This is a genomic window from Winogradskyella wichelsiae (assembly GCF_013403925.1).
Taxonomy (GTDB): domain Bacteria; phylum Bacteroidota; class Bacteroidia; order Flavobacteriales; family Flavobacteriaceae; genus Winogradskyella; species Winogradskyella wichelsiae.
On record NZ_JABFDJ010000007.1, the window covers coordinates 110,052 to 134,922 of the forward strand.

Here is a 24,871-nt window from a genome sequence, read left to right on the forward strand (position 1 = left end):
TGCGTTTGAGAAATTTAGAAATAACAATAAAATATAAAAAGAATGAGTAATTATCATATAAAGCATTTAGAAGAATACTATCAAGTATATCGTAAATCGGTCAGAAATCCAGAAGTATTTTGGGAAGAAATAGCTGAAGAACACTTTATGTGGCGAAAAAAATGGGATAACGTATTAAGTTGGGATTTTTCAAAGCCAGAAATAAAGTGGTTTGAAGGTGCAGAACTTAATATTACAGAAAACTGTATCGATAGACATCTTTATACTAGAGGAGATAAAACAGCTATTATTTTTGAGCCTAATGATCCTACAGAAGAAGCCGAACATATTACCTATAAACAATTACATAAACGCGTTTGTAAATTTGCCAATGTTTTAAAAGAACAAGGCATTCAGAAAGGAGATCGTGTTTGTATTTATTTACCAATGATTCCCGAATTAGCAATTGCGACTTTAGCATGTGCGCGTATTGGAGCGATTCATTCTGTGGTCTTTGCAGGGTTTTCTTCTACAGCATTATCAACAAGAATAAATGATTCAGAGTGTAAAATGGTCATTACAAGTGATGGTTCTTATCGTGGCTCAAAAACCATAGATTTAAAAGGAATTGTAGACGAAGCTTTAGATGAATGTCCAACTATTAATTCTGTTTTAGTTGTAAAACGTATTCATTCTGAAATTTATATGAAAGAAGGACGTGACCATTGGTTACAACCTTTATTAGATAGTGCCGATAAGCGTTGTGAGCCAGAAATCATGAAGGCTGAAGATCCATTATTTATACTTTATACTTCGGGTTCAACAGGAAAGCCCAAAGGTATGGTGCATACAACTGCTGGTTATATGGTATATACGGCTTATACTTTTAAAAATGTTTTCCAATATAGAGAAAAAGATGTGTATTGGTGTACGGCAGATATTGGTTGGATTACGGGGCATAGTTACATTGTTTATGGTCCTTTATGTAATGGAGCGACAACGGTATTGTTTGAAGGTGTACCAAGTTACCCAGACTTTGGGCGCTTTTGGGAAATTGTAGAAAAACATAAAGTCAATCAATTTTATACAGCACCAACAGCTATTAGAGCTTTAGCAAAAGAAGGCGTTGAGCATTTAGAAAAACATGATTTATCATCCTTAAAAGTACTAGGAACAGTAGGAGAACCAATTAACGAAGAAGCATGGCACTGGTATGATGATAACGTTGGAAAGAAGAAATCACCAATAGTAGACACATGGTGGCAAACAGAAACTGGAGGTATAATGATTACGCCTATTGCTTTTGCAACACCAACAAAACCAACGTATGCTACTTTACCATTTATTGGTATTCAGCCGGCTTTGATGGATGAGCATGGCGCAGAAATAAAAGGGAATCAAGTTGATGGTAGATTGTGTATTAAATTCCCTTGGCCTAGTATGGCGAGAACTATTTGGGGAGATCACCAGCGTTATAAAGACACCTATTTCTCTGCTTATGATGGTAAATATTTTACAGGAGATGGTGCATTACGAGATGAGGTTGGTTACTACAGAATTACAGGTAGAGTAGATGATGTTATTATTGTTTCTGGTCATAACTTAGGAACAGCACCAATTGAAGATGCAATTAATGAACATCCTGCTGTTGCAGAAAGTGCCATAGTTGGTTTTCCTCATGATGTTAAAGGAAATGCACTTTATGGTTATGTGACTTTAAAAGAAACAGGCGAAAGTAGAAATCATGATAACTTACGTAAAGAGATCAATCAATTAATTACAGAGCAAATTGGACCAATTGCGAAGTTGAACAAAATTCAGTTTACAAATGGTCTGCCTAAAACAAGAAGTGGTAAAATTATGCGTCGTATCTTAAGAAAGATTGCAAGTAATGATACTAGTAACTTAGGAGATACAAGTACATTACTGAATCCGGAAATTGTACAAGAAATAATGGATAACGTCTTATAGGTTTAAGATTCGTTTTCCTTTTTAGCTTTAGCAAGTTCAACAATAGCTTTTAGTCTAGCTTTGCGTTCGTCAGATTTAGACTTTAATTTATTCTTTTTCTGGTTAATCAGCCTGCTATGTTTCGCTTTGTTTACAGTGTTTTTTTCTCGTCCTTTTTTGGCCATGGTTAAATCATAATTATCAAGTTGCAAAACTAAGCATAATTTAATATAAACTTAATGGCATTGTAGATCGCTTTTATTCTACAATGCCATTTTACTTTTTTATCTTCGCCTCAAATTAGAAAAAGTTATGCTAAAAGCTGTATTATTTGACATGGATGGTGTTATTGTTGATACCGAACCTTTACACCGTAAAGCTTATTTTCAAATGTTTGATGAGGTGAATATTGATGTAACGGATAAGTTGTTTGAATCTTTTACAGGACAATCCACTATTAATATTTGTAAATACATAGTTGATCAGTTTAATTTAACTGAAACACCAGAATACTTAGTAAGTTTAAAACGTAAGCATTATAAATATTTGTTTGATAATGGAGAGCTAGATCTTATTGAAGGGGTTTTAGAGCGAATTAAAGATTTTCATGCTAATGGTGTAACTTTAGTCGTCGCTTCTTCTGCGTCAATGCCAGGGATAGAGCTTATTTTTAATCGTTTTGATCTTAATCCTTATTTTACAGCTAAGTTTAGTGGGGCAGATTTGAAAGAATCTAAACCGCACCCAGAAATTTTTCTAAAAGCGGCAGAATCTACAGGTTTTGATAAATCTGAATGTATGGTAATTGAAGATTCTACTAATGGAATTAAAGCAGCTAATGCGGCAGGTATTTTTTGTGTGGGTTATAAGAGTCTAAATTCTAAGAATCAAAATTATAAAATTGCTAATTATGTAATTTCTGATTTTAGTGCGATTGCTTTTTCTAAAAGTAAAGATTTTTTTACACCTTAGATTTAAATAATAGATTATTAAAACAAAAAAAGTTGCTAATTTACTTAGCAACTTTTTTTTTTGTTTTGTATGTTTTTGTGAAGGTTTATCCTTCAAATTCGATATCATCTCCTCCGTTTCCACGTTGTCCAGAACGATCCTTGTTGTTTAACCTTTGGTTAAATCTGTAGATGAAAGAAACATTAACTTGGCGTTGTCTCCATTGAAATTCGCTATATCGACTGTAGAAATCTGTAGTGGTTACAGATTCGTATTTTCTAGAGTTAAGTAAATCTCTAACGTTTACTGAAATAGTCGCTTTTTTATTTATTATTTCTTTGCTGAATGCTAAGTCTAATGAGAAAATACCATCAGTATCTGATTGTGCATCTTGTCTTGCGCCTCTGTAAAACGCACTTGTTTGCCAATCTATAGCTAGAGGTAAAGTGACTTTAGAACTGAAACGTGCAAACCAACTTGTGTTTTTGGCTCCATAATCTACGCCATTAAAATCACCTTCTGTTTCAAATTGAAAGAAGTTAAAACTAGAGTTTAAACGTAACCATTTTTCAGGATTATACATAGCACCTAGTTCAGCTCCAACTCTTTTATTAGTCGCTAAGTTAATAGGAATTGTTCTAATAATATCAATACCATCTGTGGTTGTTTGACCAGTGTTTTCCTGTACACGTTCAAAAGAATCTGTTTCGTGTTGGTAGTACACCGATGAGGTAAGTGTAAACTTTTCCCAACGTTTTAAATAGCCTAAATCAAAAGTGCTAGAGTAAGCAGGGTCTAAATTAGGATTTCCTTGAAAAATATTAGTTCTACTAGAACGAGAAGGGAAAGGGTTGATATACCAACCACGAGGACGGTTAATTCTTCTATTATATCCAAGTGTAATACTTTCTTCATTCCCATTGTCAGTTGTATTTAAATTATAAATAAAGTTAACGGTAGGGAATAAACCTAAATAATTATTATTAAAATCAGTATCAATTGGGAAACCGAATTCAGTATTCAATTCTTGTTCTGTAAGACGTGAATCAATTTTTCCTTTTAACTGTGTGTTTTCTAATCGTAATCCAAATAGATAAGAGAATCGCCCAATTTTAGATCCGTACTGCGTATATAAAGCGTTTACGTTTTCTGTATAATCGAAGATATTTGAAATTGATTCGTTAATTTCAAGAATTCCAGTATCTGTATCTTCTTGATCTAGTTGATAATCCGTGTTACTATTTTTAAAGTTGCCACGATACCCAGCTTCAAAACGAGAATCTTTTCCTAAAGGTAATACGTAGTCTGCTTGGAATAGGTATTCTTTTTGATCTTCATAAGTAAATTCTTGTTCAATTTGGAAAGGTTCTGGTGTCGTTTGACTCGTGAAAATATAATCTTCACTAAGGTAAGTGAGTCCATCTTCTTTGTCTTTCTCGTATTGAAAGTCAGCAGTCAATTTATGATCACTATCATCTCCAAAACGTTTAACGTAATTAACTGCAATTTGATATTTGTTATCTTTTTCTGTTTCTCTTTCTCTTCTAAGGGTTTCTTCAACAATAATATTATCGCTAAAGCGTTCACTATTATTTAATGAAACGTCAGAGTCATTTCCGAAATTGTAAAATAAACTACCCGTTATAGATGAAGATTCATTTAAAAAATACTCCATACCAATGTTGGCATTATAGTTTCTGCTTAAGCGGTCAACTTTTTGGTCTTCACGGATTCTTCTGAATTCTGGTTCGTCTATTAGTCCGTCTTCGTCTAAGGTATCAAAATAGTCAACATCAGTGAAAGTTGTACGTGGGGCATCAGAATAACGCCATCCAAAATTTGAGAATAAATTGTATTTTTCTCTACGATAATTTAATGCTGCAGAAGTTCCAAGGTTATCCGGATTTCCACCTGTTAAGGTTATGGATCCATTAAACCCAAGTGTTTCTTTTTGTCTTAAAATAATATTAAGAATTCCTGCAGTTCCTTCAGCATCATATCTAGCAGAGGGTGAAGTTATAACTTCTACACGTTCAATAGCTTCTGCAGGTAATTGACTTAGTATATTACTATCTCCAAAACCAGCCATAGCCGATGGTTTTCCGTTAATTAAAATTCTAACATTTTCATTTCCTCTAAGACTTATAGCTCCTTCTACATCTACAGTAACTGAAGGCACGTTATTAAGAGCATCGTTGACCGTACCACCAGCGGTAGTTAAATCTTTTCCTATGTTATAAACTTTTTTGTCTAACTTTATTTCTACCGTAGTTTTTTCGGCAACGACCATAACTTCATTTAGTGTTGATACGTCTAATGCTAAATGAATAGTACCTAAGTTAAGGTCACTCGTAATATTTTTTTCAGGGAAAGTTTTAGTTTGATAAGAGATGTATTCTACAGAAATCTCATAGTTTCCAGCAGGAACTTCAACTTCAAATTTACCTTTAGGGTCTGTGATCCCCCCAGTTATAATTTTATTGTCTATTTTAGATTTAATAACAACAGTGGCATATTCTAAAGGGATATTAGTATCGTCTTCTAATACAGTTCCTTTAATTGTTACGTCTTTTTGTGCAAACGTAAAATTTAAAAAGAAAATAAAAAATGTAGCGGTTATTATGTTTAGTTTCATCATAAGGATTTGTTAGTTTGCAAAAATACGCTTCCTTATGATGTATTTGGTTAATCTTTTGTTAAACGAAATTCCTTTGTGTTAAAGGGGCTCAGCTTGATTTTTTAACAAACCATTAATCTTTCTTTCTTTTCTTTCTTTTTTTCTTCACTTCCTTTTCATCAAAACCTCCTTTAACCATATCCATAAGTTTAGTCATGTCACTTTCTGAAATAAGTTCGTTTAGCTCTACAAAATGAGTATTTTCTAAAGCTTTAATGGCATTATCTCTATCTAAATAGTGTTCAAATGGTGTTTTTAATATCGTTATTTTTTCTTCAAAAAAACTATTTACATTTTGTTTTATGATATGCTTTTGAAACTCATCTGCTTCCAAAGTGGATAAAAAATTATCGATATATTCATCTTTACGTTCTTCTATTTCACGTTCTCTTTTGGCAATATCTTGTTCTGAAGGTTCTCTATTGGTCTGAGGAATATTATTTGTATTTCTTCGACTACGTTGCGCATTAATATTTAAACCTAGGATAAGCGTGAATAGTATTAAAAGTAAATTTTTCATTTTAAGTTTATTTTTATATAATTTCTAATATGGATTCTGGTGGTCTGCCTACTGCAGCTTTATCACCATGGATCACTATTGGACGTTCTATAAGTTTTGGATTAAGTACCATGGCATCGATAATCTCTTTATCTAATAATGTTTTTCCTTTATAGTCAGATTTCCAGATAGCTTCGTTTTTTCGAACTAAATCTATTGGTTTTATACCTAATTTAGAAATAATGACTTCTAATTCTTCGAAAGTTAATTTCTCATCAAGGTATTTAATAATTTTAAAATCTTTGCCAGATTCTTCAATTAAAGCAAGTCCTTGTCTCGACTTAGAACATCTTGGATTATGGTATATTGTAATCATAATTTCTGCGTATTATAATTTATCTAACGATTCTTCTTTCTGTCCCATCATCATTAAATAAGCTTTTAAGAAAGGTTCGATATCTCCATCCATAACAGCATCTACATTTCCTGTTTCGTGAGCAGAGCGTACATCTTTCACTAATTTATAAGGATGCATTACGTAATTTCTGATTTGACTTCCCCATTCAATTTTCATTTTCCCAGCTTCAATATCGTCACGTTGTGCCATTTGTTTTTGTAGCTCAATTTCATACAATTGAGATTTTAACATTTGCATGGCTCTTGCCCTGTTATCTTGCTGAGAACGTGTTTCTGAACATTGAATTTGAATTCCAGAAGGTTTATGTTTTAACTGTACTTTAGTTTCAACTTTATTTACATTTTGTCCACCAGCACCACTAGATCTTGCTGTAGTGATCTCAATATCAGCAGGATTAATGGCTATTTCGATAGAATCATCTACTAATGGATAAACATAAACCGAAGCAAAACTTGTATGTCGCTTAGCATTACTATCAAAAGGAGAAATACGGACTAAGCGATGTACGCCATTTTCGCCTTTAAGCCAACCAAAAGCATAAGCGCCTTCAATTTCTATGGTTACGGTTTTTATTCCGGCAACATCTCCGTCTTGCAAGTTAAGTTCCTTTACTTTAAAGCCACTTTTCTCTGCATACATTAGATACATACGCATTAGCATACTTGCCCAATCACAAGATTCTGTTCCACCTGCGCCAGCTGTAATTTGAAGCACAGCACTTAAGCTGTCTCCTTCTTCTGAAAGCATGTTTTTGAACTCTAATTTTTCAATTGCATTTACAGTCAATTCAAAATTAGTTTCAACATTTTCCATTGAAGCTTCATCCTCTTTGTAAAATTCGTAAATAACTTCTAAATCTTCAAAAAGAGATTTTGCAGCTTTAAAATCTATAACCCAACTTTTTTTCTCACGAATGGATTTCATAACCAATTCTGCGGCTTTGGAATCATTCCAAAAATTAGGGTCAAAAGTTTGTTCTTCTTCGTTGGCAATTTCTACAAGCTTGGCATCTAAGTCAAAGATACTGCCTAAGTACGTCTAGACGGAAATTAAGATCTTTTATTTGATCTGAAGTAATCATAAATATATGTATTTTCTACAAATATAAGATGTGAAGTTAAAGTGCCATAATTTTGAATCGGTTTTTTGAAAAATCCGTAATTTTAGCATCTAAATTCTCCATAAAATGATAATAGATTTAAGAAGCGATACCGTAACAAAACCTTCTAAAGGGATGTTAGATGCTATGATGTCTGCACAAGTAGGTGATGATGTTTTTAGAGAAGATGCTACGATGAATGCCTTAGAAGAACGCTTAGCTAAAATGTTTGGAAAAGAAAAAGCTTTATTTTTTCCTTCTGGAAGTATGGCAAATCAGGTGGCTATAAAACTTCATACAAATCCTGGGGAACAAGTTATTTGCGATCAATATGCACATATATATAATTATGAAGTAGGAGGTGTAGCTTTTCATAGTGGTGCGTCTTGTAAACTTTTAGACGGAAATCGTGGTATGTTTACTGCTGAACAAGTGACAGAAGCGATTAGCCCTTCAGAATATTATTATAGTCAAACCAGTTTAGTTGAAGTTGAAAACACAACGAATAAAGGCGGTGGCGCTTGTTGGGATTTTGCTGAAATTGAAAAAATAAAAGCAGTTTGTAAAACGAATGATTTAGGTTTTCATTTAGATGGCGCACGTTTGTGGAATGCTATGGTTGCTAAAAATGAATCCACAATGCAGTATGGAAATGCTTTTGATACTATTACTGTTTGTTTAAGTAAAGGATTAGGTTGCCCTGTCGGTTCTGTTTTAGTCGGAGATGAAGAGGTTATGAAAAAATCACTCAGCTTAAGAAAACTTTTTGGTGGTAATATGCGACAAGTTGGGTATTTGGCAGCAGCAGGTTTGTATGCTTTAGATCACAATGTAGAGCGCTTAGCTGATGATCATAGAAAAGCAAAAGAGATAGGAGCGGTGTTATCTCAGCTATCTTTTATAAAAAAAGTAGAACCTATAGAAACCAACATCATCATTTTTGAATTAAACGATGATGTTAATGAATCTCATTTTTTAAAGCAACTTCTTGAAAAAAACATACATATTATAGGTATGGGTAGCAACAAATTGCGAATGGTAACACATTTGGATTATACAGACCAAATGCATGATAAGCTTTTAACTGAATTAAAAACTATTTAAACATATCCATACCAGGAATATTTGGCATGCCTTCTTTAGCTACAGCAGCAACTTCTGTTTCGTGTACATTAGTTGCTTTTTCAATAGCCTTATTAAGGGTAAGAATTAAATAATCTTCAAGCATATCTTTATCTTGAAGTAACTCATCTGTAATGCTTATAGATTTAATAGTTCTATTTGCTGTAATTGTTACTTTTAATTTATCGTCATTGCTAGCTTCGTCAATTAAAACAGTGTGTAAACGTTCTTTAGTTGCTTCTACTTTTTTCTGAGCTTCTTTTAATTTGCCCATCATTCCCATCATATCTCCAAACATAATCTTGTGTTTTAAATTTATTAAGGTGCAAAATTACTAAATTGCGCCTCTTTTTAGAACAAATATTCATAACAAATGATAAAAAATTCGGATATAAATCCACCTGTAGCCAAAAAAATAGCACATCAATTAGAAAAACATAATGATGTTCGTATTGATAATTATTTTTGGATGAAAGACAGAGAACACCCTGAAGTTATTGATTACCTTAATGCAGAAAATGAGTATTGCGATACCCAAATGGAGCATACCAAAGACTTTCAGAAAGATTTATTTGAAGAAATGAAAGCCAGAATAAAGGAAGATGATTCTTCAGTTCCTTATAAATATAATGGGTATTGGTACATCACTAAGTTCGAAAAAGGTAAAGATTACCCTATTTACACACGTAAAAAAGAAAGTTTAGATAATCCTGAAGAATTATTATTTGACTGTAATATAATGGCAGAAGGGGAAAGCTATTTTAAACTATCAGGTATAAGCATCAGTCCCGATAATAAATTGGTTTCTTATGGTATAGATAATACAGGAAGAAGAAACTATACTGTATATATTAAGAATTTAGAAACGCATGAAGTTGCATTAGATCGAGTTTTAAATACAACAGGTTCTTCAAGTTGGGCAAACGATAATGAAACTTTATTTTATACAAAAAAGGATGAAGTAACGCTTAGAGCATTTCAAATTTATAAACACCGATTAGGAGATAATACAGAAGATGAACTTGTATTTGAAGAAGGTGATGATACATTTGGAGTTGCCGTTTATAAAGCAAAATCTAGAAAATATATCATTATAGCATGTTACAGTACGTTAACTAATGAATATCATATTCTAGATGCTGATAATCCTGAAGGAAAATTTAAAGTATTTCAACCAAGAGTTAGAGGTTTAGAATATAGTATTTCACATTATGATGATCATTTTTACATCATGACAAATTTAGATAAGGCAACGAACTTTAAACTAATGAAGACTTCAGAAGATAAAACGGAAGTTGAAAATTGGAGTGAAGTTATTTCTCATAGAAAAGATGTTTTATTAGAGGAGATCGATATTTTTAAAGATTATTTAGTGGTTAGCGAGCGTAAAAATGGTTTAAATGAAATCAGAATTATGCGTTGGGATGGAAGTGAAGATTATTACTTACCCTTCGATAATGAAACTTATACGGCATACACAGGGACAAATGTAGATTTTGAAACTGAAATATTGCGTTATGGTTATAATTCTATGACAACACCATCGTCTGTAATTGAATTTAACATGAGAACTAAGGAGAAAACAATCTTAAAAGAACAAGAAGTTTTAGGAGGTACTTTTGATAAAGATAATTATACTTCAGAACGAATATGGGCAACTGCAGAAGATGGAACAAAAATACCAATGTCTGTAGTTTATAAAAAAGGAATTAAAAAAGACGGTACAAATCCATTACTACAATATGCTTACGGAAGTTATGGAGCTACTATGGACCCTTATTTTTCTACTGTTAGATTAAGTTTATTAGATCGCGGATTCATTTATGTGATTGCGCATATTAGAGGTGGAGAATATTTAGGACGTAATTGGTATGAGGATGGAAAGTTACTGACTAAGAAAAATACGTTTGCAGATTTTATAACTTGTTCTATTCATTTAATTAAAGAGCGTTACACGTCGTCCCAACATTTATATGCTATGGGTGGAAGCGCAGGGGGGTTATTAATGGGCGCCATTGTTAACGATGCACCTGAATTGTATAATGGTGTTATCGCAGCAGTACCTTTTGTGGATGTAATTACAACAATGTTAGATGATTCAATTCCTTTAACAACAGGAGAGTATGACGAATGGGGAAATCCCAACGATGCTTTATATTACAATTATATAAAATCGTATTCGCCTTACGATAATGTGGAAGCTAAAGCCTATCCTAACATGTTAATAACAACTGGACTTCACGATTCTCAAGTACAATACTGGGAACCTGCAAAATGGGTTGCAAAACTTAGAGATGTGAAAACTGATGGTAATAAACTATATTTAAAAACGAATATGGATGCTGGTCATGGTGGTGCTTCAGGTCGTTTTGAAAGTTTAAAAGAAGATGCAGAAGAGTTTGCATTCTTACTTGACCTAGAGGGGATTTTAAGCTAAGTAAAAAAAAAATGTTACTTTTGACAGGTTTTAGGTGTCTAATATAATAGGTTACTGAAAAATAGTTTTATGAAGCAAAACAAAAACGTATTTGATAATGTACTTCAATTAATAGGAAATACACCACTTATCAAATTAAATAGAATGACCGCTGCCTTTAATGGTGAGTTTTACGCAAAAGTAGAAGCATTTAATCCAGGTCATTCTTCAAAAGATAGAATTGCATTACATATTATAGAGGAAGCCGAACGTCAGGGGCTATTGTCTCCAGGTGATACTATTATAGAAACGACCTCTGGTAATACAGGTTTTAGTATTGCTATGGTAAGTATAATTAAAGGATATGAATGTATTTTAGCAGTAAGTTCTAAATCATCACCAGATAAAATAGACATGTTAAAATCTATGGGAGCTAAGGTTTATGTTTGCCCTGCACACGTTAAAGCAGATGATCCGCGTTCTTATTACGAGGTAGCAAAACGTTTACACGAAGAAACTGAAGGTTCTGTATATATTAATCAATACTTTAATAAATTGAATATTGATGCACACTACAGAACCACAGGTCCAGAAATTTGGGAACAGACAGAAGGAGAAATAACACATTTGGTTGCATGTAGTGGTACAGGCGGCACAATCTCTGGAATTTCTAAATATTTAAAAGAACAAAACCCAAATATCAATATTATAGGTGTTGATGCCTATGGTTCTGTACTTAAAAAATACCATGAAACTAGAGAATTTGATGATAAAGAAATTTATCCGTACCGCATAGAAGGTTTAGGTAAAAACCTTATTCCTGCAGCAACCGATTTCGATTTAATAGATAAGTTTGTAAAAGTTACAGATGAAGAAAGTGCACACACAGCAAGAGAGATTTCTAATACAGAAGGTCTTTTTGTTGGTTACACCAGTGGAGCAGCAATGCAAGCTTTAAAACAACTTAATGAATCAGGCGAGTTTAAGGCTACAGATAAGGTTGTTGTAATTTTTCCAGATCATGGATCACGTTATATGAGTAAAGTTTATAGCGATAAATGGATGGAAGATCAAGGTTTTTTTGATACTAAAAATGAAGTTCAGTCTGTTGTAGATTACGTAAAATAGTACTGGCTTTAAAATATATATACCTATTGCAATGGTTGTGATAGGTGTTTTTTTGCAGAATAGTTAAAATAGTTATTTTGAATATCGGTTTATAACTTGTGAATACTTCATTAAATAAATTATGCATTCATAATATTATTAACTAATTTTGCACGCACTAACTAGATTAAATTAATAGCAATTAGTAGTTCTTTTTATGTAATAAAACATAAAGTCAACCATTAATAGTAAAGAATACGCATGCATGAAGGATTTATTTGAAAAGATATATAGAGATAAAGGACCTCTAGGAAAATGGGCTGCTCAAGCCGAAGGTTATTTTGTATTTCCAAAACTTGAAGGTCAAATTTCTAATAGAATGAAATTTCAAGGTAAAGATGTAATCACTTGGAGTATTAATGATTATTTAGGTTTGGCTAACAATCCAGAAGTAAGAAAAGTAGATGCGGAAGCAGCTGCAGCTTACGGTTCTGCTTACCCAATGGGAGCCAGAATGATGTCTGGCCATACAGATTTACACGAAAAATTACAGGAAGAACTGGCTGCTTTTGTTAACAAAGAAGCTGCTTACCTATTAAATTTTGGTTACCAAGGAATGGTGTCAACTATTGATGCCTTAGTTTCTAAGGATGATGTTATTGTATATGATGTAGATGCACACGCTTGTATTATCGATGGTGTACGTTTACACATGGGGAAACGTTTTACTTACAAACACAACGATGTAGAGAGCTTAGAGAAAAATCTAGAGCGAGCTACAAAAATGGCTGAACATACAGGTGGTGGAATCTTAGTGATTTCTGAAGGTGTTTTTGGAATGCGAGGAGAACAAGGTCGTTTAAAAGAAATTGTTGCACTTAAAGAAAAATTTCAGTTTAGACTCTTTGTAGATGATGCTCACGGATTTGGTACACTTGGGGCTACAGGTGCTGGTACAGGTGAAGAGCAAGGTGTACAAGATGATATCGATGTTTATTTTGCAACCTTTGCTAAGTCAATGGCAAGTACAGGTGCATTTATTGCAGCAGATAAAGAAATTATCGATTATTTAAAATATAACTTACGTTCTCAAATGTTCGCTAAGTCCTTACAAATGCAACTTGTAGTTGGTGCATTAAAACGTTTGGACATGTTGCGTACAATGCCAGAATTAAAGAAAAATCTTTGGACGATAGTAGATGCTCTTCAATCAGGTTTAAAAGATAGAGGATTTGATATTGGAACAACGCAAAGTTGTGTAACGCCAGTATATCTAAAAGGTAGTATTCCTGAAGCTATGGCTTTAGTAAGAGATTTACGTGAAAATTACGGAATTTTCTGTTCTATTGTTGTGTATCCAGTAATCCCTAAGGGGTTAATTTTATTAAGAATGATTCCTACAGCAACACATACTTTAGTAGATGTAAAGGAAACTTTAGATGCTTTTGATGCTATTAGAGAACGTTTAGAAAATGGTACTTATAAAAGAATGTCAGCGGCTTTAATTGCTGCAATGGGCGAGTAATTATTACTTAGACTTTATAAAAAACGGTCAATACATTATGTGTATTGACCGTTTTTTATTTGAAAAGGTTTAAATGCTATATTATAAATCTTTTCTAAATGTCTTTCTTCTGGCATAAACCTTAGGGTCAAAGTGTTTCCATATTTGTTTTATAGCATGGTTATCTTCTAACTCAGGTGTTCTATAGCAAGTTTCAATACCTTTCTCCTTAAAAGTTTCGTAATATTCATTAAATATTACAGCGTGTACACCTTTATTTTGGTAGTCGGGGTGTATTCCTATAAGATAAAAAATAACATCTTTACTATGTTTTTTAGCTTTTAGAATATGCGTAAAGCCAAACGGAAATAATTTACCGTTTGCTTTTTGTAAAGCACTAGCAAATCTTGGCATAACAACAGCAAAACCTACAAGTTTATCATCTTCATCAACAACAAACTTTATGTATTCAGGGTTTACAAAGCTGATAAATTTCTTCTTAAAATAGGCCTTTTGTATATCTGTAATTTCAACAAAAGAAGAGAGAGAAGAATAACTTTCATTAAACAAATCGAACATACGATCTGCGTAGGGCATTACTTCTTCAGTTTTAGTAAATTTTAAAGCTGTTAGTTTGTAACGTCTTTTTATAAGCTCTTGTGCTTTTTTAAAAAATTCAGGTTTCACATTTGCAAAAGGAAATTTGTTTTCTGCATATCCTTTTTCAACTTTAAAGCCATGTGCTTCATAGTGATTTACATAATACGGGTGATTGTACCAAGTAATCATTGTTGATAGATGGTCAAAACCTTCTGTCATCACTCCAACTTTATCTAAGTTAGAAAACCCAACAGGTCCTTCAGTATATTCTAATTTATTTTCTCTACCAATAGTCTCAATGGTCTCAAGTAAGGCTTTACTGACTTCTAAATCGTCAATAAAATCGAACCAACCAAAACGCATTTTTTTTATGTTTTGTTTATCAACTTCAAGCCAGTTGATAATTGCAGCAATTCGTCCTACAATTTTACCTGATTTATAAGCAAGGAAAAAACGAGCATCGGCATCTTTAAAAATTGGATTTTTGTCTTTATTGAAGGTTTCTAACTCTTGTTTAATAATGGGAGGGACCCAATATTTAGAGTTTTTATATATTTCAAAAGGAAATTTAACAAATTCTGTTAAATTCTTTTTTGAGGAGGCTTCTTTTATTGTAATCATTTATTAAGGAAAGCTATTAATTAAGAATCAAAATCATCTATTTTTTTGTTCTTCTTTTTTTTCTTTTTTCGCATTTTACCATTTCCATCTCTGGCAGAATTCCCATTATCAATTTTTTTGTCTTTATGGAAATCTAATCGGTACGAAGCTCCAAAAGCAATATTAAAAACTGTTGGGGTGTCTTTAGCATTAAAAGCGATATTAGCATCTAATTGAAAATCTTTAGTCCATAGATATGCACCACCAAATCTAAATATATTATCAGCGTAAAAGTCACTTTTTATTCCTTGAGCTTCACCAAAAACTACCCATTGTGGGGTAAATGAGTGTGTTAAAGTAAATATGTATTGAAAATCAGATTGATCAGTACCAATTCTGTCCTTTATTAAATTCATTACAAAAACCCATCCGCCATTAAAATTGTTTTGTGTTGAAATCATTATTTTAGGACTAAATCCTTCAATTTCAGGTGCTGTATATGGATTGTTTTCTGTATCAAAATTTGCACCAGCGTATAGCGCAACAGCAGGAATTAAAGATTTCCAACTAAATTTATTATTAGCATGGTAACTATAAATATTCGGTTTAACTTCTTCTGCATTTTTATAAGGATCATAAATCAAATATTTAGCACCAATTGTAAAATTTTTAAAATTAGAACGTTTGTTTTCTGATGCAATATTACCACTATTAAAGGTTTGTGTATCGCTTTGGTAAACACCATCAAGTGATAACTCTAATTGTTCAAAAAATAAACCATAGCGTAGGGCAAAGTCAAAGCCCAAACCTGAGACGTCGTAATTGGCTAGTGCATGTTCTTCTTTTACAGTAAATGCTCCTGCTTCAAACTGAAGCACACCTGTTCCTACAGAAAAGGCACTTTCAGATACGCCGGGTCTATTAGAGTTAATAACTTCAGTGTATTGGGCGTTGGCGTTAGTAAATGAAATAAAAATTAGTAGGGTGAAAATTGATTTGAGTATCCGCATTACATTTTTGGTTTAAAGTCAAATATAGATATTTTATAGTTTTTTTATGGAATAAAATCGGATTATAAATGAGTATAATTGTATTTTTGATAATATTTTATTTATGATACAAGAAGCTTCGGCCATGGGATTACTGAGAACTATATTAATAATTGTACTTGTTTACTTCGGGTTTAAGATATTAGCACGTTTATTTGCTCCTATTTTGCTAAAATTTGTAGCTAAAAAAGCTGAAGAAAAATTTGGAGGTCAATTTGGTGGATTTCAAAATCAAAACCAACAAAGACAAGAGCAAAAACAAAAAGAGGGTGAAACTATAATAGATAAAATGCCTAATAATAACGGATCATCAAACCCTAAAGTAGGTGAATATGTCGATTATGAAGAAATTGATTAAGATCTCTTTTTGCTATTATTGAAATCTTCAATCAGGTTTCAAAAAAAATAACTACTTTTCAGAATCATTCATTTTAAAGCCTTCTCATGTCATTTTCTTTTAAAAGATTACTACCTCATATCTTAGTTTTAATAGGATTTGTGGTGCTTTCATTAGCCTATTTTAGTCCTGTTTTACAAGGAAAAAAAATCAACCAAAGTGATATTATGCATTACATTGGTATGGCTCAACAGCAAAAGGATTTTGCCAAAACTACAGGTGAAGAAACCTATTGGACCAATAGTGCTTTTGGTGGTATGCCAACCTATCAGTTAGGAGCAAAATACCCACATAATTATATAAAAAAATTAGATTTAGCTTTACGGTTCTTACCAAGGCCAGCAGATTATCTGTTCTTATATTTTATAGGTTTTTATATTTTATTATTGTCGTTAAAAGTTGATTTTAAACTCGCTGCATTAGGTGCTTTAGCTTTTGGTTTTTCAACGTATCTTATAATAATACTTGGTGTTGGTCATAATTCTAAAGCACATGCAATAGCATATATGCCTTTAGTTTTATCTGGAATTATTCTCACATTTAGAAAGAAATATATTCTTGGTTTCTTATTGACGACTATTGCTTTAGGCTTAGAGATTGTAACGAATCATTACCAGATGACGTATTACTTATTGCTCTTGGTTTTAGTTTTAGGGTTAGCTTATTTGGTAGATGCTTATAAAAAGAAAGAATTACCTCATTTTTTTAAATCTGTAGGTTTACTGTCTGTTGGAGCACTATTAGCTGTAGGTCTTAATGCTACAGGTATTATGGCAACGCAAGAATATGTTAAAGAAAGTGCGCGTGGTCAAAGTGATCTAACCATAAATTCTGATGGTTCACCTAAAGAAGTAACAACAGGTTTAGATAGAGGTTATATTACGGAATATAGTTACGGTATTTTAGAATCTTTTAATCTTTATATCCCAAAATTTATGGGAGGAGGAAACTACGAAGATGTAGGTAAAGATTCTGAAACTTATAAAGCTTATATTGCTTTAGGTGCCTCACCAATAGAAGCTTTAGATGCGGCCAGAAATGCACCAATGTATTGGGGAGATCAACCTATTGTAGAAGCCCCTGCTTATGTCGGAGCAGTTATAATATTTCTATTTGTTTTAGGATTATTTTTGGTAAAAGGAAGAGTGAAATGGTGGCTTGTTGGCGGAACGCTATTATCTCTTTTATTATCTTATGGGAAAAACTTAGGGTTTTTAACTGATTTTTTTATCGATTACGTGCCGTTTTATAATAAGTTTAGAGCAGTAAGTTCTATCCAAGTTTTATTAGAATTATGTATTCCTGTTTTAGGAATTTTAGGTTTATCTCGTTTGTTTAGTAACGACTTTAAAGATGAAGAAAAACTTAAAGCATTATTATATTCTGTAGGGATCACAGCAGGTTTAGCTATAATCTTCTTATTATTTAAATCTATATTATTTGATTTTGAAGGTTTAAGAGACGACCAATATATTGGTGCTTACGGACAGGCTTTTATGGATTCTGTTATTGATGACAGAAAAGCTTTAATGTCAAGTGATACCTTAAGAACGTTAATTCTTGTTTTGCTATCTGCAGGAACCATTTATTTATTCTTAAAGAAGAAATTGTCAGAAAATCTAGTGGTCGTTGTATTTGCCATTTTAATCCTTTTCGATTTGGTGACTGTGGACAAAAAATATGTTAATAATGATAATTTTATTTCAGCATTAAGAGTTGATAAACCATATCAAGCTAATAGTGCCGATAAAGAGATATTAAAAGATAAAAGCCATTTTAGAGTAATGGACATGTCTACTGAAGGACAAAGAATGCCTGCAAAAGCAGCTTATTATCATAATTCTTTAATGGGGTATAGTGCCGCTAAATTAGGACGAGTAGAAGAGTTGTTAGATTTTTATGTCTACAATAATAATATGAATGTTCTTAACATGCTTAATACTAAATATATTATTGCAGAAGAAAATAAGACTGTTTTTCCATACACCAATACAGATGCAAATGGTAATGCTTGGTTTGTTTCAAATCTTAAAGTAGTTGCAGGTGCGAATGAAGAAATTTTAGCTTTAGATAGTTTAAATACAAAAACGACGGCTGTTACAGAAAAACAAGTTGCTACAGATCATAATTTAAAATCTAGCTATCAATTAGATTCTACGGCTACTATTAATTTAAAAGAATTTAAACCTAACTATCTAAAATACGAATCTAATAATAGAAGTAAAGGCTTAGCTGTATTTTCAGAAATCTATTATAACCATGGTTGGGATGCTTATATCGATGGGGAATTAGTACCACATTTTCGAGTAAATTACGTGTTAAGAGCATTAGAATTACCAAAAGGAAATCATACAATAGAATTTAAATTTGAACCACAAGTGGTTAAAACAGGAAGCAGTATTGCTTTGGCTAGTTCAGCTATTTTAGGATTGTTGATTTTAGCAGGATTGTTTTTTAAATTTAAAGACACAAAAGCGAAAGCTTAGATATGAATTCTACAGTACTAATTATAACTTATTATTGGCCACCTGCAGGCGGTCCAGGCGTACAGCGTTGGTTAAAGTTTGTGAAGTATTTATCTGAATTTGATATTGAACCGATTGTTTATTGTCCTGAAAATCCAAATTACCCAATTATGGATGAAAGTTTGGTAAATGAAATTCCTAATAATATTACCATTTTAAAACAACCGATTAATGAACCTTATGGTTTAGCAAGTTTGTTTTCTAAAGGAAGTGCTAAAAAAATAAGCTCGGGAGTTATCCCCAAAGCTAAAAAGCAATCTTTTATAGAAAAAGCGATGCTTTATGTAAGAGGAAATTACTTTATTCCAGATGCGCGTAAAAATTGGGTATCACCATCGGTTTCTTATTTATCAGAATACATTAAAAAGCAGCAAATTGAAACTATAATTACTACTGGTCCACCGCATAGTTTACATTTAATAGGTTTGCAGCTAAAAGCTAAATTAGGTGTAAAATGGTTAGCCGATTTTAGAGATCCTTGGACAACGATTGGTTATCATAAAGATTTAAAACTAACAGATTCTTCTAAAGCAAAACATTTAGATTTAGAGCAAAAGGTTTTAAATACGGCAGACCAAATTATTGTAACCAGTAATCACACTAAAAACGAATTTAAAACTAAAACAAAACAACCTATTTCTGTTATTACTAATGGTTACGATACGCATAAGGTTAGAGTAGAAGGGAAGGATGCTCAGTTTAGCTTATCTCATATTGGATCTTTATTATCGGAACGAAACCCTATGGTTTTATGGAATGTACTTTCAGAAATTATAAAAGAAAATAAAGACTTCTCTGAAGTATTTAAATTACAACTTATAGGTGTTGTTAGCGATGATGTTGTAGAATCTATACATGAAAATGGATTAAAGAACCATGTAGATGTTGTTGGTTATGTGAGCCATGATGAAGCTTTACAGTTTCAAATGAAATCACAGTTATTATTACTTATTGAAATAGATTCAGAAGATACCAAGGCTATTATAGCAGGAAAAGTTTTTGAATATCTCATTTCAGAAACACCAATATTAGCCATAGGACCAAAAGATTCTGATGTAGAACAAATTATAAAATCTACAAATACAGGAACCTACTTTAATTATCAGCAGAAAGCAGAACTTAAGACACAAATATTAAATTATTTTGAAGCTTTTCAAAATAATAACTTACAAGTTAATGCTATTGGTTTACAACCTTATAGTAGAAAAGCATTGACAAAAAAGTTAAGCGAAATCATTAAGGATAGTTAATTTATTACCTACACTTTAGTCTTAAATTGTTGTACTTTGCTTCACTATGGGAATCGTCTTAAACCAGTCTTTTAAAAACACAGTCACCACATATTTTGGTTTTGGACTTGGTGCTATTAATACACTTTTTCTCTACACTAATTTTTTATCAGATCAATATTACGGTTTAGTTGCTTTTTTACTTTCAGCAGCAAATATTATGACGCCATTTATGGCATTTGGTGTTCATAATGCAATTGTAAAATTCTATTCCACATTCAAAACAAAAAATAGTATCAATAGCTTTTTAACCTTGATGTTGTTTTTGCCTTTACTCTTTATAATTCCGGCTGCATTTATAGGATATTTTGCTTATGATACAATTGTTCTGTGGCTTTCTAACGAAAATAAAATTGTAGAAAATTACGTTTGGTATATTTTTATTTTGGCAGTTTCAATGGCCTATTTTGAAATTTTCTTCGCTTGGACTAAAGTACACATGCAAACCGTTTTTGGTAATCTGATGAAAGAAGTTTTTCATCGTGTTTGTATTATGCTTTTATTATTTGGTGTGTATTTAGAATGGTTGACTGTAAATCAATTTATTACTGGACTTGTCGGCGTATATGTGCTGCGTATAGTTATTATGAAATTGTATGCTTATTCTATACGGTTTCCGAAGTTGAAATTTCAAAAATTAGAGAATCAGTTTTCGATATTAAAGTATGCAGGTTTAATGATTATAGCAGGTTCTATAGCCATGCTAATTCTCGATATAGACAAGTTTATGATTGGCTTAATGTTACCAGATATTGAGCAAGTAGCTTATTACAGTGTCGCTATTTTTATAGCCACAGTTATTGCTGTTCCGCAGCGTGCTATGCATCAAATTATGTTGCCATTAACGGCTAAGTTTCTTAATGAAAATGATAAAGTTGCCTTAGAGGATTTGTACAAGCGAAGTTCAATGACACTCTTGGTCATTAGTGGCTTTATTTTCTTATTAATTATTTTGAATATTAATCAATTGTACGAAATTCTTCCAGAGAAATTTACAGGTGGTTTATTTGTTGTGCTCATCGTAAGTCTAGCAAAACTCTATGATAATAGTTTAGGGAATAATAATGCTATTCTCTTTAATAGCGATTATTATAGAATGGTTTTGTTTTTTGGTGTGCTTTTAGCAATTATGGCTATTGTATTAAATGCAATTTTTATTCCTATTTATGGAATTGAAGGTTCTGCTTTTGCTACATTTTTAGCCGTTTTTATTTATAATACCATCAAAATTATATTTGTAAAGCGGAAGTTTAATATGATGCCTTTTTCAATGGGTTCTGTTAAAATTGTATTGGTATTAATTGTTTTAGCATCTGGTTTCTATTTCTGGGACTTTCTATTTCATCCTATATTAAACATAATCCTAAAGTCTGGATTGCTAGGACTTATTTATATTGTCTTAATTTATAAATTAAATATTTCTGAAGATATTTCTAATCAGATGAAGAAATATCTTAGACTAAAATAAAGACATAAAAAAGTCCCGAAAGGTGCTTTGAGGCACACACTAACGGGACATTTTACTAACCAACCAAAAAAACTTTTTATCCTCTAGATCGACTTGTATTAGACCTTGCAGAACTTTGGTTGCTCGTTCTACTTGTATTAGATCTTGACTTTACAGTCGCTGATTTTGTTCTATTTTGAGTAGCGCTACTTGATTTTTTTATACTCTTTGACGCTGACTTATTATATGTACGAGAATTTGTAGTACTCGGTTTTCTAATTGACGAATTATTTTTCGTCACTGTTTTATTTGACACAGTAGAACGACTATTAGTCACCTTTAGATTTGTGTTTCTATTAGTTGAACGATGTGTTGCAGTTCTACTAGGTGTTGCTACTCTAGTATTCGTTCTTGTTACTGTAGTTTTACTTCTTGTTGTCGCAGGTGTAGTTCTTACCGTAGAACGAGTCGTTGTTCTATTATTAGAAGTACGTGCTCTAGTAGTTCCTGTAGATATATTGTTGCTGCGCGTTGCTCTAGTACTTGCTATTGTTGTATTTCTGCGTAGCGCCTGTGTTCTTATAGTTCGTTCTGTTCTGTTTCTAGGGGTTTGTGTATAGTTGTTATTTCTTACAGAATTTGAACGTCTTGTAACATGCCCATTACTTCTTCTTTCAATATTATAATGTCTTACATTATTAGTGTATGGTCTGTAATAAATATGTCTTGTAACTGTATAATATTGTCTATATGGATTTGCATGTACAATACTAAAATTAGCATGTGGAGCGGCATAAAATCTGTGCCATGGTCTATAAACATAAGATCTATTATAGGTATTGATAAATCCATCATAACCATAATAAACGTTATTTCTGTAATAAACATTTAATCCACCAACTCTACTAATTCTACCAAATCCATTATAATTAATAAGAACATTTCCTATTTGATTAACACGACCGTAATAATCGTAATAAATTGGAGTATTTTCAATTTGAATAATAGCGCCATAGCTATCATATTGTACGTAAGGATTATAATCATAACCTGTATTAAAGCTTAAACTGAAACCAGGAGTATTAATTCCTACACTTACATCTGGACCATAGTTTGGTAAATAAAAATCAAATTGACCATCAGCAAATACTGAAAACTCAATACCTTCTTCATTAAATATGAAAGAATTGCCATAACCTTTCACATAGTTGTTAACAGAAGCTTCAGCTTCTGCTGTTGTGTTAGTGTTTGCGAATGCAGTTGTGCTTATAGCGACTAAGGCTGCAAATAAATATATAATTCGTTTCATAATAAATGGGTTTTAAATTAAACTCAGTTGGTATAAAACAAACAACGTGCCAAAATATTTATATACTTGATTTATAGTGTTGTAGGTTTTTTTAGAAGATGGTTAATGTAACAATTTTGGAATTCAATCTTCTTATCTATAAGAACCATGAACTAAAAATGATTATTTTAGTCCTGATTAAAAACCAACCATGAGCACCAACCAAGTTAAATGTAAGAATTGCGAACAACCTTTTGATGATCATTTTAAATTTTGTCCACATTGTGGTCAAAAAGTAAATGATCAATTAACGCTAGGTGTTTTATTTTATAATACCATTAATAATTACTTTTCTGTTGATGCTCGAATTTTTAAGAGTTTTATACCATTAATGTTTAAGCCTGGCTTTCTTGCAAAAGAATTTATCAAGGGCAAGCGTTCTTTATATATGCATCCTGCTCAGATGTATTTGTTTGTTACTATTGTGTTCTTTGCTTTATTTTCTTTTACTGCAAGTAACCAAAGAGATATGGTTAATAATGAATTGAAAAAAACATTAAAATCAAGTCGTGCTATTATTTCAGACAGTATTAAAGCTAATGAAAGAATAATCATTAAACGTGTTAAAGATTCTATAGAAAATTCATCGATACGTACTGCGTTAGAAAATAATAAGAAGTATACTGGGATGACGGATAGTCAAATCGATTCGATCTTTTCTCAAGATGATTTATTAAAACCTAAATTAGATTTTGAGTTTAACGAAAAAGAACTCGATTCTTTAATAGAAGCTGATGTTAGCGAAAAAGAGATCTATAAAACTATGGGATTGGATGAAAATCCAGGATGGTTTAAAGCAAAATTGTATTCTCAAGTTTTAAAGTTTTATAAAGCTAGAGATGGCGGTAATATTCTTAAAACCTTTTATGATACTTTACCAATTGCCTTGTTCTTTTTACTTCCAATATTCGCCTTTATTTTAAAGTTATTGTTTTTCTTAAAAGGAAGATATTCTCATCACTTAGTATTTAGCTTATACTATTTTTCATATTTATTTATGACGTTTAGTATTGTTTTAGGTGTTAATTTATTTTGGGATATGCCAGATTTTATAGATTGGTTAATTGTTTTATCTACCAATTTGTATCTCTTTTTGGCATTAAGGAATTTCTATAAACAAGGTTGGTTTTTAAGCTTCTTAAAAAATGCAATAGTAACATTTACCTTTATGTCTATAGTGATACCAACGGCAATAGTTTTAATAGGTTTTATTGCTTTTCTATTTTATTAATCCTTTAAGGAACCTGCATGCCAAATAGGAATATTTAAAAATTCACTTAAAGTTTCTGCATCAGCAATGATAGATTTTAAGTTGCCGTGGTCTACCACATTTTTTCTAGAAGCATCTTCTAGAACTAAGTTTAGTTCAAAACTGTTGTAAGAGCTTTCATCAGATTTAATATGTTCGCCAATAAGTTGAATAGCCTTAATAGATTTTAAAGGAATATATGTTTTTGAAGTCGCTATATCTCTTCTATGAATTTTAGTATTATAAGATTTGTAATAGTAACCTAATTGTTTATCGAAAACTCTTGGCTTGTAAATAGTATAAAACATCGTTGCACCTGCACCACCAAAAATGAGTCCTGCAATAAGCAAGATCCAATTAACCTCACTGAGGTCAAAATTGTTTTTAAATAGAGGAAACAAGCCATAAAATAAGATGCCTAAACCTACAGCTAGAAAGATAAAGCAAAAAAGAGCAGAACCTATAGACGGTTTATAAAGGTATTTAGAACCTGACTTTTTTATAAGTACATTGGTTTTAAAACTAGCACCACCTGGTTTTAAAGGTGAAATTGAAACTTTCGATTTTAGACTATTGCTGGTCTTGTCTGAAGTGTTTTCTCTAGCTTCTATGACTTCATTATTAAATCCTTTAGGTAAATCCATT

Annotated in this window: 21 protein-coding genes; 11 read left to right on the forward strand and 10 right to left on the reverse strand. The window is 31.9% G+C overall.

The features are described 5' to 3' along the window. The first annotated feature begins 42 nt into the window (after nt 1-42). On the forward strand, nt 43-1,950 hold the full coding sequence (gene acs, locus HM985_RS14340; RefSeq protein WP_173589261.1) for an acetate--CoA ligase: 1,908 nt from the start codon (nt 43-45) through the stop codon (nt 1,948-1,950). A 2-nt stretch (nt 1,951-1,952) separates the two neighbouring features. On the opposite strand, the gene HM985_RS14345 is transcribed toward acs, so the two are convergent. After that, nucleotides 1,953-2,141 (reverse strand): hypothetical protein, encoded by a 189-nt coding sequence (locus tag HM985_RS14345; RefSeq protein WP_179376812.1) that lies wholly within the window; start codon nt 2,139-2,141, stop codon nt 1,953-1,955. A gap of 100 nt (nt 2,142-2,241) precedes the next feature. On the opposite strand from HM985_RS14345, the gene HM985_RS14350 reads away from it, so the two are divergent. Further along, nucleotides 2,242-2,901: an HAD family hydrolase gene (locus HM985_RS14350; RefSeq protein WP_179376910.1), complete on the forward strand. Its 660-nt coding sequence runs from the start codon at nt 2,242-2,244 to the stop codon at nt 2,899-2,901. Between the two features lie 85 nt (nt 2,902-2,986). Here HM985_RS14350 and HM985_RS14355 read toward each other — a convergent pair whose 3' ends face one another. From HM985_RS14355 to prfB, 4 genes are all read right to left on the reverse strand, one after another. Continuing rightward, nucleotides 2,987-5,515 (reverse strand): TonB-dependent receptor domain-containing protein, encoded by a 2,529-nt coding sequence (locus HM985_RS14355; protein ID WP_317167140.1) that lies wholly within the window; start codon nt 5,513-5,515, stop codon nt 2,987-2,989. Between the two features lie 115 nt (nt 5,516-5,630). Next, the gene (locus HM985_RS14360) at nt 5,631-6,077 is read right to left on the reverse strand and encodes a hypothetical protein (protein ID WP_179376912.1); all 447 of its coding nucleotides are present in this window, start codon (nt 6,075-6,077) and stop codon (nt 5,631-5,633) included. A gap of 13 nt (nt 6,078-6,090) precedes the next feature. Then, nucleotides 6,091-6,432: an arsenate reductase (glutaredoxin) gene (gene arsC, locus HM985_RS14365; RefSeq protein WP_179376913.1), complete on the reverse strand. Its 342-nt coding sequence runs from the start codon at nt 6,430-6,432 to the stop codon at nt 6,091-6,093. Nucleotides 6,433-6,444: 12 nt separating this feature from the next. After that, nucleotides 6,445-7,555, reverse strand: a protein-coding gene (gene prfB, locus HM985_RS14370; protein ID WP_179376914.1) for a peptide chain release factor 2 whose coding sequence is annotated in 2 segments (ribosomal slippage) — nt 6,445-7,491 and nt 7,493-7,555 — 1,110 coding nt in all. Because the reading frame shifts where the segments join, the coding sequence is not laid out codon by codon here. A 105-nt stretch (nt 7,556-7,660) separates the two neighbouring features. On the opposite strand from prfB, the gene HM985_RS14375 reads away from it, so the two are divergent. Beyond that, on the forward strand, nt 7,661-8,677 hold the full coding sequence (locus HM985_RS14375) for a threonine aldolase family protein (protein WP_179376915.1): 1,017 nt from the start codon (nt 7,661-7,663) through the stop codon (nt 8,675-8,677). Here the strand turns inward: HM985_RS14375 and HM985_RS14380 are convergent. Continuing rightward, complete coding sequence (locus HM985_RS14380; RefSeq protein ID WP_179376916.1) at nt 8,670-8,993, reverse strand: YbaB/EbfC family nucleoid-associated protein; 324 nt, start codon at nt 8,991-8,993, stop codon at nt 8,670-8,672. The two genes, HM985_RS14375 and HM985_RS14380, sit on opposite strands and share 8 nt — an antisense overlap. 75 nt (nt 8,994-9,068) lie before the next feature. On the opposite strand from HM985_RS14380, the gene HM985_RS14385 reads away from it, so the two are divergent. The 3 genes from HM985_RS14385 to HM985_RS14395 all read left to right on the forward strand — a co-directional run bounded on the left by HM985_RS14385 (nt 9,069) and on the right by HM985_RS14395 (nt 13,743). Further along, entirely contained in the window at nt 9,069-11,132 is a 2,064-nt protein-coding gene (locus HM985_RS14385; RefSeq protein ID WP_179376917.1) for a S9 family peptidase, read from the forward strand. 69 nt (nt 11,133-11,201) lie between these two features. After that, nucleotides 11,202-12,239: a PLP-dependent cysteine synthase family protein gene (locus tag HM985_RS14390; protein WP_179376918.1), complete on the forward strand. Its 1,038-nt coding sequence runs from the start codon at nt 11,202-11,204 to the stop codon at nt 12,237-12,239. A 244-nt stretch (nt 12,240-12,483) separates the two neighbouring features. Then, nucleotides 12,484-13,743, forward strand: a complete 1,260-nt coding sequence (locus HM985_RS14395) for an aminotransferase class I/II-fold pyridoxal phosphate-dependent enzyme (protein WP_179376919.1) — start codon at nt 12,484-12,486, stop codon at nt 13,741-13,743. An 81-nt stretch (nt 13,744-13,824) separates the two neighbouring features. Here HM985_RS14395 and HM985_RS14400 read toward each other — a convergent pair whose 3' ends face one another. Continuing rightward, on the reverse strand, nt 13,825-14,943 hold the full coding sequence (locus HM985_RS14400; RefSeq protein WP_179376920.1) for a GNAT family N-acetyltransferase: 1,119 nt from the start codon (nt 14,941-14,943) through the stop codon (nt 13,825-13,827). A gap of 20 nt (nt 14,944-14,963) precedes the next feature. Further along, nucleotides 14,964-15,932, reverse strand: a complete 969-nt coding sequence (locus tag HM985_RS14405; protein WP_179376921.1) for a transporter — start codon at nt 15,930-15,932, stop codon at nt 14,964-14,966. 103 nt (nt 15,933-16,035) lie between these two features. Between HM985_RS14405 and HM985_RS14410 the strand changes: the two genes are divergently transcribed. The 4 genes from HM985_RS14410 to HM985_RS14425 all read left to right on the forward strand — a co-directional run bounded on the left by HM985_RS14410 (nt 16,036) and on the right by HM985_RS14425 (nt 21,650). After that, on the forward strand, nt 16,036-16,329 hold the full coding sequence (locus HM985_RS14410; protein WP_179376922.1) for a DUF4834 family protein: 294 nt from the start codon (nt 16,036-16,038) through the stop codon (nt 16,327-16,329). 86 nt (nt 16,330-16,415) lie between these two features. Beyond that, a complete protein-coding gene (locus HM985_RS14415; protein ID WP_179376923.1) occupies nt 16,416-18,854 on the forward strand; it encodes a YfhO family protein in 2,439 nt (812 codons plus the stop codon). A 2-nt stretch (nt 18,855-18,856) separates the two neighbouring features. Then, a complete protein-coding gene (locus HM985_RS14420) occupies nt 18,857-20,143 on the forward strand; it encodes a glycosyltransferase family 4 protein (RefSeq protein ID WP_179376924.1) in 1,287 nt (428 codons plus the stop codon). Nucleotides 20,144-20,189: 46 nt separating this feature from the next. Further along, nucleotides 20,190-21,650, forward strand: coding sequence for an oligosaccharide flippase family protein (locus tag HM985_RS14425; protein WP_179376925.1), 1,461 nt, complete (start codon nt 20,190-20,192; stop codon nt 21,648-21,650). Nucleotides 21,651-21,726: 76 nt separating this feature from the next. Here the strand turns inward: HM985_RS14425 and HM985_RS14430 are convergent, their stop codons facing one another. Next, nucleotides 21,727-22,938 (reverse strand): hypothetical protein, encoded by a 1,212-nt coding sequence (locus HM985_RS14430; protein ID WP_179376926.1) that lies wholly within the window; start codon nt 22,936-22,938, stop codon nt 21,727-21,729. A gap of 190 nt (nt 22,939-23,128) precedes the next feature. Between HM985_RS14430 and HM985_RS14435 the strand changes: the two genes are divergently transcribed. Further along, nucleotides 23,129-24,208, forward strand: a complete 1,080-nt coding sequence (locus HM985_RS14435; RefSeq protein WP_179376927.1) for a DUF3667 domain-containing protein — start codon at nt 23,129-23,131, stop codon at nt 24,206-24,208. Here the strand turns inward: HM985_RS14435 and HM985_RS14440 are convergent. Next, nucleotides 24,205-24,870: a hypothetical protein gene (locus tag HM985_RS14440; protein WP_179376928.1), complete on the reverse strand. Its 666-nt coding sequence runs from the start codon at nt 24,868-24,870 to the stop codon at nt 24,205-24,207. The genes HM985_RS14435 and HM985_RS14440 overlap by 4 nt on opposite strands. Between the last annotated feature and the right edge of the window lies 1 nt (nt 24,871).